This window comes from Brevundimonas diminuta ATCC 11568 (genome assembly GCF_000204035.1).
GTDB lineage: Bacteria > Pseudomonadota > Alphaproteobacteria > Caulobacterales > Caulobacteraceae > Brevundimonas > Brevundimonas diminuta.
In genome coordinates, this window is the sequence record NZ_GL883086.1 from 1,762,541 (window position 1) to 1,777,504 (window position 14,964).

General features: G+C 69.8%; 13 protein-coding genes and 1 pseudogene. 7 read left to right on the forward strand and 7 right to left on the reverse strand.

What is annotated here, in order from left to right:
• Positions 1–74 precede the first annotated feature (74 nt).
• Positions 75–2,996 (reverse strand): isoleucine--tRNA ligase, encoded by a 2,922-nt coding sequence (gene ileS, locus BDIM_RS12410; RefSeq protein ID WP_003165942.1) that lies wholly within the window; start codon positions 2,994–2,996, stop codon positions 75–77.
• Positions 2,997–3,278: 282 nt separating this feature from the next.
• On the opposite strand from ileS, the gene BDIM_RS12415 reads away from it, so the two are divergent.
• The gene (locus tag BDIM_RS12415) at positions 3,279–3,845 is read left to right on the forward strand and encodes a DUF3828 domain-containing protein (RefSeq protein WP_003165943.1); all 567 of its coding nucleotides are present in this window, start codon (positions 3,279–3,281) and stop codon (positions 3,843–3,845) included.
• 4 nt (positions 3,846–3,849) lie between these two features.
• On the opposite strand, the gene BDIM_RS12420 is transcribed toward BDIM_RS12415, so the two are convergent.
• The 4 genes from BDIM_RS12420 to BDIM_RS12435 form a co-directional block, all read right to left on the reverse strand.
• Positions 3,850–4,344, reverse strand: coding sequence for a hypothetical protein (locus BDIM_RS12420; RefSeq protein WP_040346968.1), 495 nt, complete (start codon positions 4,342–4,344; stop codon positions 3,850–3,852).
• A 79-nt stretch (positions 4,345–4,423) separates the two neighbouring features.
• Positions 4,424–5,353 carry a bifunctional riboflavin kinase/FAD synthetase gene (locus BDIM_RS12425; protein ID WP_003165945.1) on the reverse strand — a complete coding sequence of 310 codons (930 nt, stop codon included), beginning with the start codon at positions 5,351–5,353 and terminating at the stop codon, positions 4,424–4,426.
• An 11-nt stretch (positions 5,354–5,364) separates the two neighbouring features.
• Positions 5,365–5,826: a MaoC family dehydratase gene (locus tag BDIM_RS12430; RefSeq protein WP_003165946.1), complete on the reverse strand. Its 462-nt coding sequence runs from the start codon at positions 5,824–5,826 to the stop codon at positions 5,365–5,367.
• Between the two features lie 38 nt (positions 5,827–5,864).
• On the reverse strand, positions 5,865–6,734 hold the full coding sequence (locus BDIM_RS12435) for a TIGR01459 family HAD-type hydrolase (RefSeq protein WP_003165947.1): 870 nt from the start codon (positions 6,732–6,734) through the stop codon (positions 5,865–5,867).
• Positions 6,735–6,840: 106 nt separating this feature from the next.
• On the opposite strand from BDIM_RS12435, the gene lspA reads away from it, so the two are divergent.
• From lspA to BDIM_RS16900, 5 genes are all read left to right on the forward strand, one after another.
• On the forward strand, positions 6,841–7,368 hold the full coding sequence (lspA, locus tag BDIM_RS12440) for a signal peptidase II (RefSeq protein ID WP_003165948.1): 528 nt from the start codon (positions 6,841–6,843) through the stop codon (positions 7,366–7,368).
• Between the two features lie 67 nt (positions 7,369–7,435).
• Positions 7,436–8,002, forward strand: a complete 567-nt coding sequence (locus tag BDIM_RS12445) for a DUF3035 domain-containing protein (protein ID WP_003165949.1) — start codon at positions 7,436–7,438, stop codon at positions 8,000–8,002.
• A 168-nt stretch (positions 8,003–8,170) separates the two neighbouring features.
• A complete protein-coding gene (locus BDIM_RS12450) occupies positions 8,171–9,646 on the forward strand; it encodes a TolC family protein (protein ID WP_244911810.1) in 1,476 nt (491 codons plus the stop codon).
• The gene (locus BDIM_RS12455; protein ID WP_003165952.1) at positions 9,643–10,710 is read left to right on the forward strand and encodes an HlyD family secretion protein; all 1,068 of its coding nucleotides are present in this window, start codon (positions 9,643–9,645) and stop codon (positions 10,708–10,710) included. The genes BDIM_RS12450 and BDIM_RS12455 overlap by 4 nt, the downstream gene beginning before the upstream one ends.
• Entirely contained in the window at positions 10,707–12,989 is a 2,283-nt protein-coding gene (locus BDIM_RS16900) for an ABC transporter permease (RefSeq protein ID WP_003165954.1), read from the forward strand. Before BDIM_RS12455 ends, BDIM_RS16900 begins: the two co-directional genes overlap by 4 nt.
• Before the next feature lie 4 nt (positions 12,990–12,993).
• Here the strand turns inward: BDIM_RS16900 and BDIM_RS12465 are convergent, their stop codons facing one another.
• Positions 12,994–13,881 carry an SDR family NAD(P)-dependent oxidoreductase gene (locus BDIM_RS12465; protein ID WP_040346978.1) on the reverse strand — a complete coding sequence of 296 codons (888 nt, stop codon included), beginning with the start codon at positions 13,879–13,881 and terminating at the stop codon, positions 12,994–12,996.
• A 43-nt stretch (positions 13,882–13,924) separates the two neighbouring features.
• Positions 13,925–14,656: a hydroxyacylglutathione hydrolase gene (gene gloB, locus BDIM_RS12470; RefSeq protein ID WP_003165956.1), complete on the reverse strand. Its 732-nt coding sequence runs from the start codon at positions 14,654–14,656 to the stop codon at positions 13,925–13,927.
• 103 nt (positions 14,657–14,759) lie between these two features.
• Here gloB and BDIM_RS18075 point away from each other — a divergent pair.
• A pseudogene (locus tag BDIM_RS18075) lies at positions 14,760–14,964 on the forward strand (methyltransferase type 11); the annotation flags it as partial.

Consider the following 14,964-nt stretch of genomic DNA (forward strand, 5'->3'; position numbering starts at 1 on the left):
CCGCCTGCCACCTTCTCCCACAAGGGGAGAAGGAAGAAAAAGGCCCCTCCGTCAGAACGAAGGGGCCTGATCCTTTAGGCTTTCTGCGCGTCCAGCCACCGCACCGCGTCGGCGTCGCGAGCCGACAGGTCGGGATAGTCGGCGTCGGAGCCGACGTCCGGCACGCGTCGCCAGGAGCGGGCGCATTTGGGATAGTCGGCCGTCTTCACCTCGACCGTCACCGCCTCGCCGCCGGCCTTGAGCTCGGCGCCCGAGGTGCGGAACACCTCAGCGGCGTCCAGCCCTTCGAACGGCGCCAGCAGTTCGGCCGGGGCCGTCACCACCGGCCAGGCGTCCAGCGCCCCGCCGATGACCTTGTCGCGACGCGCGGCTTCCAGCGCCTCGTTGACCACTTCCAGCACCGTCTCGACATTGGTCCAGCGTTCGGCCTCGGCCGTGTTGCGCCACTGACCCGGCGTTTCGGGGATCACCCGCGCGCAGTTGGTGCCGGCGTCGGGGAAGCGCGTGGTCCAGGCCTCGTCCATGGTGAAGGGGGTCAGCGGGGCCAGCCAGGCGGTCAGGCGGCTGAACACCTCGTCCATCACCGTGCGGACGGCGCGGCGCTTGATGCTGTCGGGACGGTCGCAATAGAGGCTGTCCTTGCGCACGTCGAAATACAGCGCCGACAGGTCGCCGGAGCAGAACTCCAGCACCGGCCGCACCACGTCCTGGAAGCGGTATTCGGCATAGGCCTGACGCACCTGGCCATCCAGCTCCCACAGGCGGTGCAGGATGAACTTCTCCAGCGGCGGGAACTGGTCGTAATCGGTCAGGCGCTCGGCCTCGTCGAAGCCGTTCAGCGCGCCCAGCAGATAGCGCACGGTGTTCCTCAACTTGCGATAGGCGTCGACCGTGGTCTGCAGGATCTGCTTGCCGATGCGCTGGTCGTCCGAATAATCGACCAGGGCCACCCACAGACGCAGGATGTCGGCGCCCGACTCCTTGATGATGGTCAGGGGGTCGGTGGTGTTACCCCGCGACTTCGACATCTTCTCCCCGTTCTCGTCCAGGGTGAAGCCGTGGGTCAGGACGGCGTTGAACGGCGCGCGACCGCGCGTGCCGCAGCCTTCCAGCAACGACGACTGGAACCAGCCGCGGTGCTGGTCCGAGCCTTCCAGATAAAGGTCGGCGGGCCAGTGCGACGGGCGGTCGCCCGTGTAGCCGCTCGCCGCCGTGCGCGGGTCCAGAGTGAAGGCGTGGGTCGAGCCGCTGTCGAACCAGACGTCGAGGATGTCGGTGACCTTCTCGAACCGCTCGGGGTCGTGCGCGCCCAGGAAGTCGGCGTCAGGCGCCGAGAACCAGACGTCGGCGCCGCCCTCGGCCACGGCCTTGACGATGCGAGCGTCGACCTCGGGATCGTGCAGGGGCTGGCCGGTCTGCTTGTCGACGAACATGGCCAGCGGCGTGCCCCAGGCGCGCTGACGGCTGATCAGCCAGTCGGGGCGGCCCTCGACCATGGAGCGGATGCGGTTCTTGCCCGCCGCTGGGTGGAAGGCGGTGGCGTCGATGGCGTTCAGCGCCCGGTCGCGTAGGGTCGCGCCGTCTTCCAGCTCTTCATCCATGCGGATGAACCACTGGGGCGTGTTGCGGAAGATGATCGGCGCCTTGGAGCGCCAGCTGTGCGGATAGGAGTGCTCCATCCGGCCGCGCGCCAGCAGGTTGCCCGCCTCGATCAGCTTCTCCATCACCGCGCCGTTGGCGGGGCCGAACTTGCCGGTCTTCTTGCCCTCAGTCTCCAGCACCTTCAGCCCCGCGAACAGCGGCACGTGCTCATAATAGGCGCCGTCGGGATCGACCGTGTCCGGCACCTCGCGATGACCGTGGGCCAGCCAGACGGCGAAGTCGTCCGCGCCGTGGCCCGGCGCCGTGTGGACGAAGCCGGTGCCCGCATCGTCGGTGACGTGATCGCCGGCCAGCAGCGGCACGGAGAAGCCATAGCCGCTGTCCAGCGCGGCCAGCGGGTGGGCGCACTCCAGACCCGACGGATCGATGTCGTAGACGCGCGTCCAGGCGGCGATCTTGGCGGCCTTGAACACCTCTTCGGCCAGCTTGTCGGCGAGGATGAAGCGGTCGCCCGGCTTGGCCCAGGGCTCATAGTCCAGCCCTTCCTCAAGGGCCGTGACCTCATACAGGCCGTAGTTGATCTCGGGGCCGTAGCTGATCGCCCGGTTGGCCGGGATGGTCCACGGCGTGGTCGTCCAGATCACGATCGAGGGCGTCGCCGCACGGAAGGTCAGCAGGTCGTCCGGGTGGCTGTCGGTCGCGCCGACCACCGGGAACTTGACCCAGATCGTGGGCGAGACGTGGTCGTGATACTCGACCTCGGCGTCGGCCAGGGCCGTGCGCTCGACCGGCGACCACATCACCGGCTTGGAGCCGCGATACAGCTGGCCCGAGTTCTTGAACTTGTGGAATTCCGCGACGATGGCCGCCTCGGATGTGAAGTCCATGGTGGCGTAGCGGTTGGCGAAGTCGCCGGTGATGCCCAGACGCAGGAATTGGTCGCGCTGCAGGTCGATGTACTTGCCGGCGTATTCGCGGCAGGCGGTGCGGAACTCTTCCTTCGACACCTCGTCCTTGCGGCGGCCCTTGGCGCGGAACTGCTCCTCGATCTTCCATTCGATCGGCAGGCCGTGGCAGTCCCAGCCGGGGACGTAGTCGACGTCATAGCCCAGCAGGAAGCGCGAGCGGACCACGAAGTCCTTCAGCGTCTTGTTCAGGGCGTGGCCGATGTGGATGTCGCCGTTGGCGTAGGGCGGACCGTCGTGCAGGACGTAGAGCGGCGCCTTCTGCGACTGACGCAGGGCGCGCAAGCTTCCGTACAGGTCGCCCCACTGCGCCAGGATTTCCGGCTCCTTCTTGGGCAAGCCGCCGCGCATCGGGAACGGCGTCTCGGGCAGGAAGACGGTGTCGCGATAGTCGCGGCCGGAAGGGGTCTGGGTGTCGGCGTCGGCCATGGAATGTCTTTTCGTCTTTGCGCGCGCGGCCGTTTGGAAACGGCGTCGAGCGTCAGTCTAGCGTGAAGGCGCCGGACGGCCCATGCCCTGATGTCTCAAGGCGGCGTCGTCTCGGCGAAATGTTTCGAGAAATCCCGACGTGCGCGGGGCAAGCCCTGCAGCGCTACGCCGGGCGGCTAATCGAAATCGGACGGATCACGCGAACGGTCATGCTGGGAAAGCTCTAGCAGACCGCACGCCCCCTGCGCCATAGTCCAGGCGAACAGACGGGAGACGGATCGGATGCGACTTCAGGCCCTGGCGACGGCGGCGGTGCTGGCCCTGACGGCGGCGGCCTGCTCGGCGGAAAAAGAGGCTCCCGCTCCGGCCGAGGCCGCCGCGTCGGCCCTGACCGGCCGCGCCGCCGTCTATGCGGCGGGCGAAAAGGACGCCGAGGCCTTCGTGCGCGCCCTCTACGCCCGCGCGGCGACGCCGCAGACGACGCCGGACCCCGCCGAGGCGGCGATCACCCCCGGCCGCGACCCGCTCTATTCACGCACCCTGAACGCCCTGATCGGCGTCGACTTCCGCGAGGCTCAGTCCCGCGACGAAGTCCCCTATCTGAATTATGATCCCGTCTGCGCCTGCCAGGACGCCGACGGCTTCGCCCTGAAGACGGTGACGATGACGCCCGACGGCCCCCAGGCCGCGACCGCCGACGTCGTCTTCACCAACCACGGCCGCGAGCATCGCCAGACGCTAAAACTGGTGAAGGAAGGCCCGATGTGGCGCATCGCCGACATCATCGACGACAAGGGCAAGTCGCTGCACGACGTCCTGATGGCCATCGCCGAGAAGGCGGAGAGCTAAAGCCTCAGGCGAAGGCCCAGACGCCCGCCGGTCCGTCGGCGTCGCTGGAAGACGGCGGCGTCTTCGGCCGGATACGGCGCGCCCGACTTCTGAGTTTCAAGCGACGCAACGGCTGCATGAGCGCCGTCACGCGCCGCGCCATCGCCGCCCTGACCAGCGCCAGCCGCGCCTGGGCGGTCATCAGGCTGACCGCCGTCAGAACTTCGAGATAGGCCAGCACGTCACCGGCGGCGAACAGGGCCAGTTCCAGGCCGACGGTCTGCCACAGCATCATCACGCCGATCATCACCAGAACGAGCCGCAGAGTCGAGCCGGACAAAGCCCACGACAGCTTGCCCTCAACCCAGCGCCGGGCCTCGCCGTTGACGCCGAAAATCAGGGCCAAAGCGCCGATCAACAGCGGCGCCGACACGCCTGTCCCAGCAAGCGCCGCCGCCACGGTCCACAGGGCGCAAACACCCGCCACGGCGAACCACAGGTTTGAATTTCGGTCTGTCACGGCCCCTCCCGCCAACATTGTTCCGTAGAGCTGGGGGCTGCTTGGTCCGCCTGCAATAGCGCAGACCGTGCGAACGGCCTCAGCCCAGAAGCGCGCGGGCGGCGGCCGCATCCGCGTCGATCTGGACCTTCAGCGCGTCCAGGTCGTCGAACTTCATCTCGCCGCGCAGGAAGGCGACCAGCTCGGTCTCCAGCACCTGGCCGTAAAGGCTTTCGTCGAAGTCCAGCAGCCAGACTTCCAGCAGGGGCTCTTCGATCTCGAACATCGGGCGAACGCCCAGGTTGGCGACGCCCTTGACCACCCGCCCGTCCGGCAGGCGGGTGCGGGTGGCGTAAACCCCATAGGCCGGGCGCATATAGTCGCCCATGGCGATGTTGGCGGTCGGCACGCCGATGGTGCGGCCGCGCTTGTCGCCGTGAATCACCTCGCCCTGGATGGCGAAGGGGCGGCCCAAGATGGCGGCGGCGCGGTCCATGTCGCCCGCCTTCAACGCCTCGCGCACGGCGCTGGACGACAGCTTCAGGCCCGAGGCGTCGTCGATGCGGTCGGTGACGGAGACCGTAAAGCCCAGCGTCTCGCCATAGGCTTGCAGCAGGGCCGGCGAGCCGGAGCGGCCCTTGCCGAAGGTGAAGTCGAAGCCGACGGCGGCGTGTCTGATCCCCAGGCCCTCGGACAGGACGCGGCGGGCGAATTCCTCGTCCGACATGCCCGCCATCTCGCGATCGAACGGCAACAGATACAGGCGGTCGACGCCCAGCGGCGCCAGGGCGCGCGCCATCTGGTCCGGCGTCATCAGGCGAAAGGGCGCGGCCTCGGGCTGGAACAGGCGGCGCGGATGGGGGTCGAAGCTGACCACGGCCAGGGGGACGCCCAGGCGATCCGCCGCCTCACGCGCCGAGGCGATGACCGCCTGATGGCCGCGATGCACGCCGTCAAAGGCGCCGACGGCGACGGCCGCCCCCTTCTGCGCGTCCGTCAGGCCGCGCCAGTCGCGAATGACCTCGACCACCTCGCCAGCCTTCAGCGGGCCGAGGGCTTGCGGCGGCGCGGCACGCGCACGACGGCCACGCCGTCCATGATCAGCCTGTCCTCGACGAAGCCCTCGCACTTCAACTGGGCGCGGGCGCCTTCCTGGTCCAGTTCGATGACGGTGATGATGATCCGCACCGTATCGCCGATCCGCACCGGGAAATGGAAGGCCAGCGTCTGCGAGATGTAGATCGAGCCCGCGCCCGGCAGGATGGTCCCCACCACCGCCGAACCGAAAGCCGCCGACAGCAGGCCGTGGGCGATACGTCCGCGATAGGCCGTCTTGGCGGCGAAGGCTTCATCCAGGTGCACCGGATTGAAGTCGTCGGACGCCTCGGCGAACAGACGAATCCGCTCCTCCGTGACGTGAACCGTCTTCTCGGCGGCCATGCCGACGTGGAGTTCGTCGAGGATATAACCGCCCGACGGGTGCGCTTGGACCAGATCAACCATGAGCCGCCTTTAAGGCAGGTGCGACGAAATGGCGAGACTCACCACGTCAGTTCCAGGGCGGCGTAGCGGGCGAAGGTCGTCTCGGCGCGGAGCAGTTCGGCCGCGCGGGCGGGATCGAGCGTTCCGTCCGGCCCCTTGGCGGCGTCGCCGTGAATGCCCTGGGCGATGAACAGACAGTCCAGCGCCTGTTCTGCGGCGCCCAAAACGTCCGTGACCACGCCGTCGCCGATGCACAGGACGCGCGAACGATCGACCGGCCGCCCCATCAGCCCCTCGGCCTCCTTCAGCGCCAGGGCGTAGATGGGCGCGAACGGCTTGCCCGCCATGACCACGCGGCCGCCCATGGACTCATAGAGATCAGCGATGGCGCCGCCGCAGTAGATGATGGAATCGCCGCGCTGCACCACGCGGTCGGGGTTGGCGCAGATCATCTCCAGCCCGCGCGCGACGGCGGGCGTCAGGCGCTCACGATAGTCCTCGGGAGTCTCGGTCGTGTCGTCGTAAGGGCCGGTGACGGAGATGAAGGCGGCGTCGTTCGCGTCGTGGGCGCTGGTCAGGTCCAGCCCCTCATAGAGGACGAAGTCGCGATCCGGCCCGATGATCCAGGCCGGGCCCGGCGCGCGGCGCGCCAGTTCCATGCGGGTGGCGTCGCCCGAGGTGACGAAGGCCTTCCAGGCGCTGCGCGGCACGCCCAGAGCATCCAGCTGGGCCACCACGTCCGGCGAGGGGCGCGGCGAGTTGGAGATCAGGACGACATGGCCGCCCTTCTCATTGAACCTGGTCAGGGCCTCGCAGGCCGCAGGCCAGCTTTCGCGGCCGTTGTGGATCACGCCCCAGACGTCGCAGAGCAGGATGTCGTAGTCGTCGGCGACGGCGGACAGGCGGGGCAGCGGATGAGGCAGGGTCATGCCCCGCTTATAGCGGGGGAAAACCGGGGGGGAAGGCCGTGCGGCGATCGGTGCGCCTGCGCTTTCCCTCTTCGCCGTCGAACGTCTTCCTGCTAACCGGCAGGACATGAAGATTTCCCGTCTCGCCCTGGGCGCCTATCTGATCGCCCTCGCCGTCATCGTGCTGGATCAGCTGACCAAGGCCTGGGTGTTGAGCGCCATCGGCGCCGAACACATCACCCACATTCCCGACGGCTTCCGCATCGCCGAGGTGGCGCCGCCGGTGTTCAACCTGACCTATGTGCTGAACACGGGCGTCAGCTTCGGCCTGTTCGGCGGCGGCGCCGGGCGCTGGATCCTGAGCGTCTTCTCCGTCGTGGTGGCGGGCCTGCTGGCCTGGTGGGCGACGCGGGCGGACCGTCGACTGCTGATCGCCGCCATCGGCCTGGTCATGGGCGGCGCCGTCGGCAACGTCATCGACCGCATCCGCTTCGGCGGCGTGGTCGACTTCCTCGACTTTTCCGGCACGGGCCTGTTCCCCTGGATCTTCAACATCGCCGACAGCGGCATCACCGTAGGGGTCGCCCTGCTGATCCTGGACAGCTTCTTGTCCGAGCGCCGTTCCGCAGTTGGCTCGGCCCACGAAAAGTCGTAATCACACCCCCTTAACTATCGACCCGAGCCTGCGCCCGCGCGGCGCGCCTCCCGGAGCCGAACGACCCATGCGTAACCGTCCCGTCCTGATCGTGACCCTGGCCGCCGGCGCGGCCCTCAGCCTGAGCGCCTGCGGATCGATGAAGCAGAGCATCGGCCTGTCCAAGGTCGTGCCGGACGAATTCGTCACCGTGGCCAGCGCCCCCCTGGTGGTGCCGCCGGAATACGGCCTGACCCCGCCTTCGCCCGGCGCCCCGCGCCCGCAGGAGCTGGCTCCTGAAAGCGCCGCCCGCCAGATTCTGCTGGGTCAGCGCCAGGCCGTGACCCGCACTCCGGGCGAACAGATTCTGGCCGCCGAGGCCGGCGCCGACCGCGCCGATCCGCTGGCTCGCTACGTCGTCGACGACGAATTCGGCAGCCTGGCGCACAAGGAAGAAAGCTGGGCCAACCGCATCATGTTCTGGCGCAAGGACGATCCGGCCAGCCAGGCCGCAACCGTCAGCCAGACCTCGGAAGGCGGCAAGACCATCGACGCCGCCAGCGAGCGCGCGCGTCTGGACGCCCTGACCGGCGGTCGCGAGGGCATCACCATCGCCCCCCGCCGCGACGGCCGCTTCAAGCTGCCGGGCCTCTAAGACCGGACAGGCTGCATCTTCAGCCAAGGGGGCGCGTTCGTCACGGCGAGCGCGCCCTTTGCAATTGGCGCGCTTGCTTGACGCAACGGCTGCGCTTCAGGATCGTTGTTCACAGCTGGTTGCGGGGTTGAAGCGATGGCTAGGGCTTGGAACGGATGGCGTGTCGCCTTGGCTGCGGGCGTTCTGACGGCCTGCGCGCCCCCCGCCCTGGCTCAGATGCAAGCCGCCGTCGAGACGCCGCGCACGCCACTGACCTACGCCGAGGCCGAGGCGCGGCTGCGCACGACCTCCAGCCTGGGGCGCGCCGCCGGTTACGGGGTCGAAGCCGCCGAAGCCCAGGCCCAGGTCGCCGCCGGGCTGAACCGGCCTACGGTGTCGCTGGACGCCCAGCTGATCCGCTATCGCAAGACCTTCGACCTGTCGCTGTCGGACACGCTGGACCGCGCCCAGTCCGACCTGGGCGCCGCCATTCCCGGCCTGATCTCCGACCTGCCGGACGTGCCGGGCGATGTGCTGAACGCGGTGGGGCAGCGGTTGCAGGCCGCCCTGCCGGAGATCTTCGCCGCCCTGCCCCACGACATCCGACTGCAGGTGGACGACACGACCTTCCGCCCGACGGTGACGGCGCTGCAACCGATCTACACCGGCGGGGCCATCCCCGCGCTGCGACGGGCGGCGGCGGCCAATGTCGACCTGGCCGAGGCCCGGCGGCAGGAGGCCCTGAACCTGGAGAGCGTCAACCTGGCCCGCGCCTATTTCGGCCAGGTGCTGGCGGCCGAGGCGCTGAAGATCGCGCTGGAGACCCGCGACGGCTTCGACCTGCACCTGAAGAACGCCCGCCGCATGGAAGAAGAAGGGATGCTCAGCCGCGCCCAGACCCTTCAGGTCGAGGTCGCGCGCGACGCCGCCCAGCGCCAGGTCAACCGCGCCGAGCTGGAGCATGAGAACGCCGTCGCCTCCCTGGCCCGCGTCGCCGACGTCGAGACAGGCGTGACCCCGACCACGCCTCTGTTCGTCAATCGCGATCCGGTCGGCCCCGCCGCCATCTTCCTGGACAGCGCGAGCCAGTCGAATTCGCGCCTCGTTCAAGCCCAGGCGGGGCGCGATCTGGCCGAGGCCGGGGCGGATCTTGCGGCCTCGCGGATGAAGCCGTCGGTCTACGCCTTCGGCACCTACAACATGAACCCGGACGATTCCCTGCCGACCGAGCCGGACTGGGCCTTTGGGCTGGGCGCCCGCTACACTCTGATGTCGTCGTTGGACCGGCGGAGGATGCTCGGCGCCGCCCGCGCCCAGGCCTCGGCCGCCGGCGAGGTCGAGCGCCAGGCTCGCGACGACGCCCGCCTGCTGGTCACGCGCGCCTACAACCAGGTCGAGCTGGCGCGACGGCAGTTCCTGAGGATGGACAGCAGCCTGGCGGCCGCGCGCGAGAACCTGCGCGTGCAGGAGGTCGGCTTCCGCGAGGGCGAGGCGACCGCCGCCTCGGTCATCGACGCCCGCAACCTGCTGGGGACGGCGCGGCTGCAACGGGCGGCGGCGGCCTATGAATACGACCTCAGCCTGTCGGCCCTGCTGGCGGCGGCGGGAAGCGACCAGACCCTGAACGACTATCTGCAACGCGACGACCGGATCAGCGCCCCATGAATCAGCGCCCCATGAGCGAGACGCCTTCCTCGGCCTATACGCCGCCCCAGCCGGCCGAAGCGCCCCCGTCCAAGCCGCGCCGCTCGCCCCTGCCCCTGATCGTCGCGGCGGGCGTGGTCCTGCTGATCGCCTTCATCGTCGTGGGCCTGTTCCTGGCCGCCCGCCCGGCGCCGGATCAGGTGCAGGGCATGGTCGAGGCCGAGACCTTCACCGTCGCAACCAAGGTGCCCAGCCGCGTCGAACGCTTCCTGGCCGCCGAGGGCGATCAGGTGAAGGCGGGACAGGAGCTGGCCCTGATGAGCAGCCCCGAGGTCGAGGCCAAGGACGCCCAGGCCCGCGCCCTGCTGCAGTCGACGCAGGCCATCCAGTCCATGAGCCGAGAGGGCGCCCGCGCCGAGGACGTGCAAACGGTCGAGTCGATCTGGCGCGCCTCACAGGCCACGGCCCGCCTGGCCGACCAGACGGCGCGCCGGGCCGAAAACCTGTTCGCCGAGGGCGTCATCTCGGCCCAGCGCCGCGACGAGGCGGTCGCCGCCCGCGCCGCCACCGCCTCCCAGACCGAGGCCGCCCGCCAGCAGTATCTGAAGGCCCTGGCCGGAACCCGGCCGCAGGAGAAGTCGGTCGCCGACGCCAACGTAAGCGGCGCCCGCGCCGCTGTCGCCGAGGTCGAGAGCCTGCAGGGCGAGACCCGCCTGACCGCCCCGCACGGCGGCGAGGTGTCCGAACGCTTCGCCAATGTCGGCGAACTGGTGCTGACGGGGGTGCCGGTCTTCACTATCGTCGACACGGCCGATCCCTGGGTCGCCTTCAGCGTGCGCGAGGACCAGTTCCGCGACCTGAAGATCGGCGCCGCCGTGCGCGGCGACGTGCCCGCGCTGGGGATCAAGGGCGCCGCCTTCCGCGTCACCGCCATCAGCCCCCAGGGCGAGTTCGCCACCTGGCGCTCGACCCGTCAGTCCAGCGGCTATGACGTGCGCAGCTTCCAGGTGAAGGCCAAGCCCGCCCGGCCGATCGAGGGTCTGCGGCCGGGCATGAGCGTCCTGTTCGACTGGTCCTCGCGATGACGCGCAGCGCGGCCGTCTTCCTCGCGGCCGTTCAGGACGAGACGCGGCGGCTGGCGACCCGCCCGTGGGACGCCTTCGTCGCCTTCGGCCTGCCGCTGATCCTGCTGGCCGTGATCGCGGCCATGCTGGCGCCCGGCGTGATCCGCCAGGCTCCGGTCGCCGTGGTGGATCAGGATGACTCGGCCTTCAGCCGCGCCGCCATCCGCAACATGGAGGCCAGCCCTGGCGTGCGCGTGGCTCACGCCCCGGCGACAGTGGACGAGGCCGTGGCCCTGATGCGGCGGGGCGAGGTCTACAGCATCGCCCATTTCCCTTCAGGCTTCACCGAAGGCGCCTTTCGCCGCCCGGAACAGGTGACGGTGTCGTTCAACGGCGCCTTCCAGACCGTCGGCGCCCTGTCGGCCCTGGGCCAGTCCTCGGCCATCGCTTCGGCCGCCGCGCCGAGGCTGGAAGAACGGGCGCGCCAGATGGGCCTGCCCGCCACGGCGTTGGAGCCGCCCGCCGTCCAGGTGTCGATCATCGGCAATCCGCAGCTGAGTTTCGAGCTGTTCCTCGGCGGCCTGCTGGCGCCAGGCGTGCTGCACCTGCTGGCGGCCTGTTCGGCGGTGCTGGCGGTCGGACGGCTGATGCAGGGCGGGTCGTTCCAGACGTTCAGAGCGCAGACCGGCGGGCGGACCACGGCTGCCCTGATCGGGCGGCTGACGCCGCACTTCGTCGTCTTCACCCTGTGGGGCCTGGCCTGGATCGGCTGGCTGTGCGGGGTCAGGGGCTGGGGCGTGGCGGGGTCGCTGCCCCTGCTGATGCTGGGCGTGGTCGCCCTGATGGCGGTCAGCGTCGCCCTGTCGGCCCTGCTGGTCGCCCTGCTGGGGGACGTCGACATGGCCTTCTCGGCCACCGCCATCTATTCGGGCGCGGCCATCGCCTTCTCGAACGGCACCCTGCCGCTGGATCACGGGCCGCGCTTCGCCCGGATCTGGAGCGACATCCTGCCCTACACCCACTACCTGCGCCTTCAGACCGGTCAGATGGTGACAGGCGCGACGCCCGGCGGCGCCTGGCGCGACCTGATGATCCTGAGCGTTGTCGCCCTGATCGCCCTGATCCTGTCGGCCGTGCTGATCCGCCTGCGCGCGCGGCGCGCGCCCAAGGCCGAGGCGCTGGCCTTTCCTCTGCCCGAACAGGGCGTCGGCGCCGCCTTCATCGCGACCTTCCGCAACCTGCCGCGCGCCCGGCCGGTCAGCAGCCTGCTGATCCTGGCCGTGGTCCTCTACGCCTTCTACTATCCGGCGGCCTACGCCGGGCAGGCGGCGACGGGCCTGCCGGTCGCCGTGGTGACGCCGACGCAGAGCGCCCTGACCCGCGCCCTGGTCGAAGACCTGAACGCCTCCCATGCGGTCGAGGTCGCCGCCGTCATCCCCTCGACCGCCCAGGCGTCCGACCTGATGCGGCGCGGCGTGGTCGACGGCGTCGTCATCCTGCCCGAACGGTTCGAGGCCGACCTGGCGCGCGGCGCGCCCGACGGCGTGGCCGTCTGGCTGAACGGCGGCTATCTCGTCCGCGTCACATCTGTCGGCAAGGCGGTCGCTGCCGCCGCCGCCCATGTCGCCGAGACGCGGCTGGAGGGCCTGCCCGAGGCCGCCCGCGCGGCCCGGTTGGCCCCGAGCCTGAAACAGGTCTCCCTGTTCAACCCGACCGAGGGCTATGGCGACTACGCCGTGCCCGCCGTCAGCCTGATCATCCTGCAACAGACCCTGCTGCTGGGCGCGGGCGTCATCGCCGCCCTGCGTCGCGAGACCGGCGCCGCTCCCCTGCGGCGCAGCGCCCGGCTGGGTCTGTGGCTGGCGCTGACCGCGATCGGCACGGCGTCCTGCCTGTTCTATTTCGGCTTCGTCTTCTGGCTTCAGGACTATCCGCGCGCGGGCGACATGGCCGGGGTGATCCTGTTGGCGCCGGTCTTCTCGGCCGGGGTTGCGGCGCTGGGCCTGCTGCTCGGCGGACTGTTCGACCGGCATGAGCGGGTGTTGCAGGTGCTGGTCGGCACGTCAGCGCCGCTGTTCTTCCTGGCGGGCGCGGCCTGGCCGCACTTCATGATGCCCAAACTGCTGGTCTGGCTGGCGCACCTGTCGCCCTCGACCGCGGCGGTTCAGGCCTTCGTGCGGATGAACGCCATGGGCGCCAGCCTGGCCGAGGTCGCGCCCCAGGCGCTGATGCTGGTCGCCCTGGCGCTGGTCTTCGGCGCCCTGTGGCTGTGGCGCGACGACGACCGCCGCCGCGCCTGAAGGCTCAACCCGCCGCCATCGGCGCCGTCACGCCCGCCGAGGCCATCTCCTGCGCCGCCTGCTGGAAGCCGAACTCCGGCACGATCTCGCCCTCGCGGTTCGTGGCCTCGGCCCAGCGCGCGATCAGCTGCTCGCCCGCATCCACGCCCCCGCCGATCCGCACGCCCGGCGTCAGGGTGATGTTGGCCGTGGCGAAATGCCCGCTGCCCGCGCACAGGATGGCCCGCGTCGGCGCCGCCTCGCCCACCAGCGCCAGCAGGCCGGGGCTGACCAGGGCCGGGTCCAGCGCCTTCAGCCCCTCCTCCGACAAGATGCCCGCCGTCATCTGGGTGGCGGCGGTCGGCGCCAGGGCGTTGACCTTGATGTTATGCTTGGCGCCCTCGATGGCCAGGGTCTGCATCAGGCCGACCTGAGCCAGCTTGGCCGCGCCATAGTTGGCCTGGCCGAAATTGCCGTAGAGGCCGGACGAAGAGGTCGTCATGACGATGCGGCCGTAGGTCTGCGCGCGCATGATCTCCCACACGGCCTTGGAGCAGATGGCCGCACCCATCAGATGCACGTCCACCACCAGGCGGAAGTCATCCAGCGTCATCTTCGAAAAGCTCTTGTCGCGCAGGATGCCGGCGTTGTTGATCAGGATGTCGATGCGGCCCCAGGCCTTCATCGCCGCCTCGACCATGGCCTGAACCGCGTCGACGTCGGTGACGGAGCCCCCCGCCGCCATCGCCTGGCCGCCCGCCGCGACGATCTCGTCCGCCACGCCCTGCGCCGCCGCCTCGGTCAGGTCGTTGACCACGACCTTGGCGCCCTGACCGGCCAGATAGAGGGCGTGACAGCGGCCCAGACCCCCGCCCGCGCCGGTCACGATGGCGACCCGATCCTTCAACTGCATGAACATCTCCGATGATGGGTGACTGGAAAATCCGGCGGGCGCCCTAGCCCTTGAAGCTGTCCTTGAGGGCGCGGCGCTCGGCGAAGTCGGCGGCGTCGCGGGCGCGCAGGAAGGGGTTGAAGCGACGCTCGATCCCCACCGTGGTCGGCACGCTTGCCTCCCCACGCTCACGAGCGGCGAAGATGGCCTCGGCGTGCGCCTTCAACGCCTCGTCGGCGTCCGGCAGCGACAGGGCGAAGCGGGCGTTCGAGGCCGTATATTCATGGGCGCAGTAAAGCGTCGTCGCTTCGGGCCAGGCGGCGATGCGGTTCAGGCTGTCCCACATCTGCTGCGGCGTTCCCTCGAACAGCCGCCCGCAGCCCAGGGCGAAGATGACGTCGCCGACGAAGGCCAGGCCGTCGTCGGCCGCATGATAGACCACATGGCCCAGGGTATGACCCGGCGACAGCACCACATCGAAGGTCGTTTCACCCAGGCGCACCGCCTCACCGTCGACCAGAACGTGATCCAGCGGCGCCGCGCGGCGCACCTCTTCCGGCCCGGCGATCTCGCAGCCCGTCTCGGCCTGCAACCGTTCGTTGCCGCCGGTGTGATCGGCGTGCCAGTGGGTGTTCAGGATCAGATCCAGCCGACCCCACCCCGACGCCTCCAGATCGGCCAGGACGGCCTCAGCGTCCGGCGTGTCGACGGCGGCGACCAGCCCCGTCGCCTCGTCGCGGATCAGGAAGCCGTAGTTGTCGGACAGGCAGGGAAACTGGCGAACGGTCAGGGTCATGGGGAGGTCTCCTATCGAAACCCTATCCTAAGCCGCGCGAAGAGGAACCCTCCGCCGCCCAGAATGGATGAAGTCGCGCAGACTTTCAGCCATACTGCCCCCCATGCGCCGCAGCATCGACGATCTCCGCACCTTCTACGGCGAGCCGACCGGCGCGCTGGCCCGGCGCATGCTGGCGCGACGGCTGGAGGACGCTTGGGGCGAGGCCAACAACTGCGACGTTCTGGGCCTGGGCTACGCCACGCCCTGGCTGGACGGCTTCATCGGCGCGCGCCGGGTGATCGCCGCCATGCCGGGCGGACAGGGCG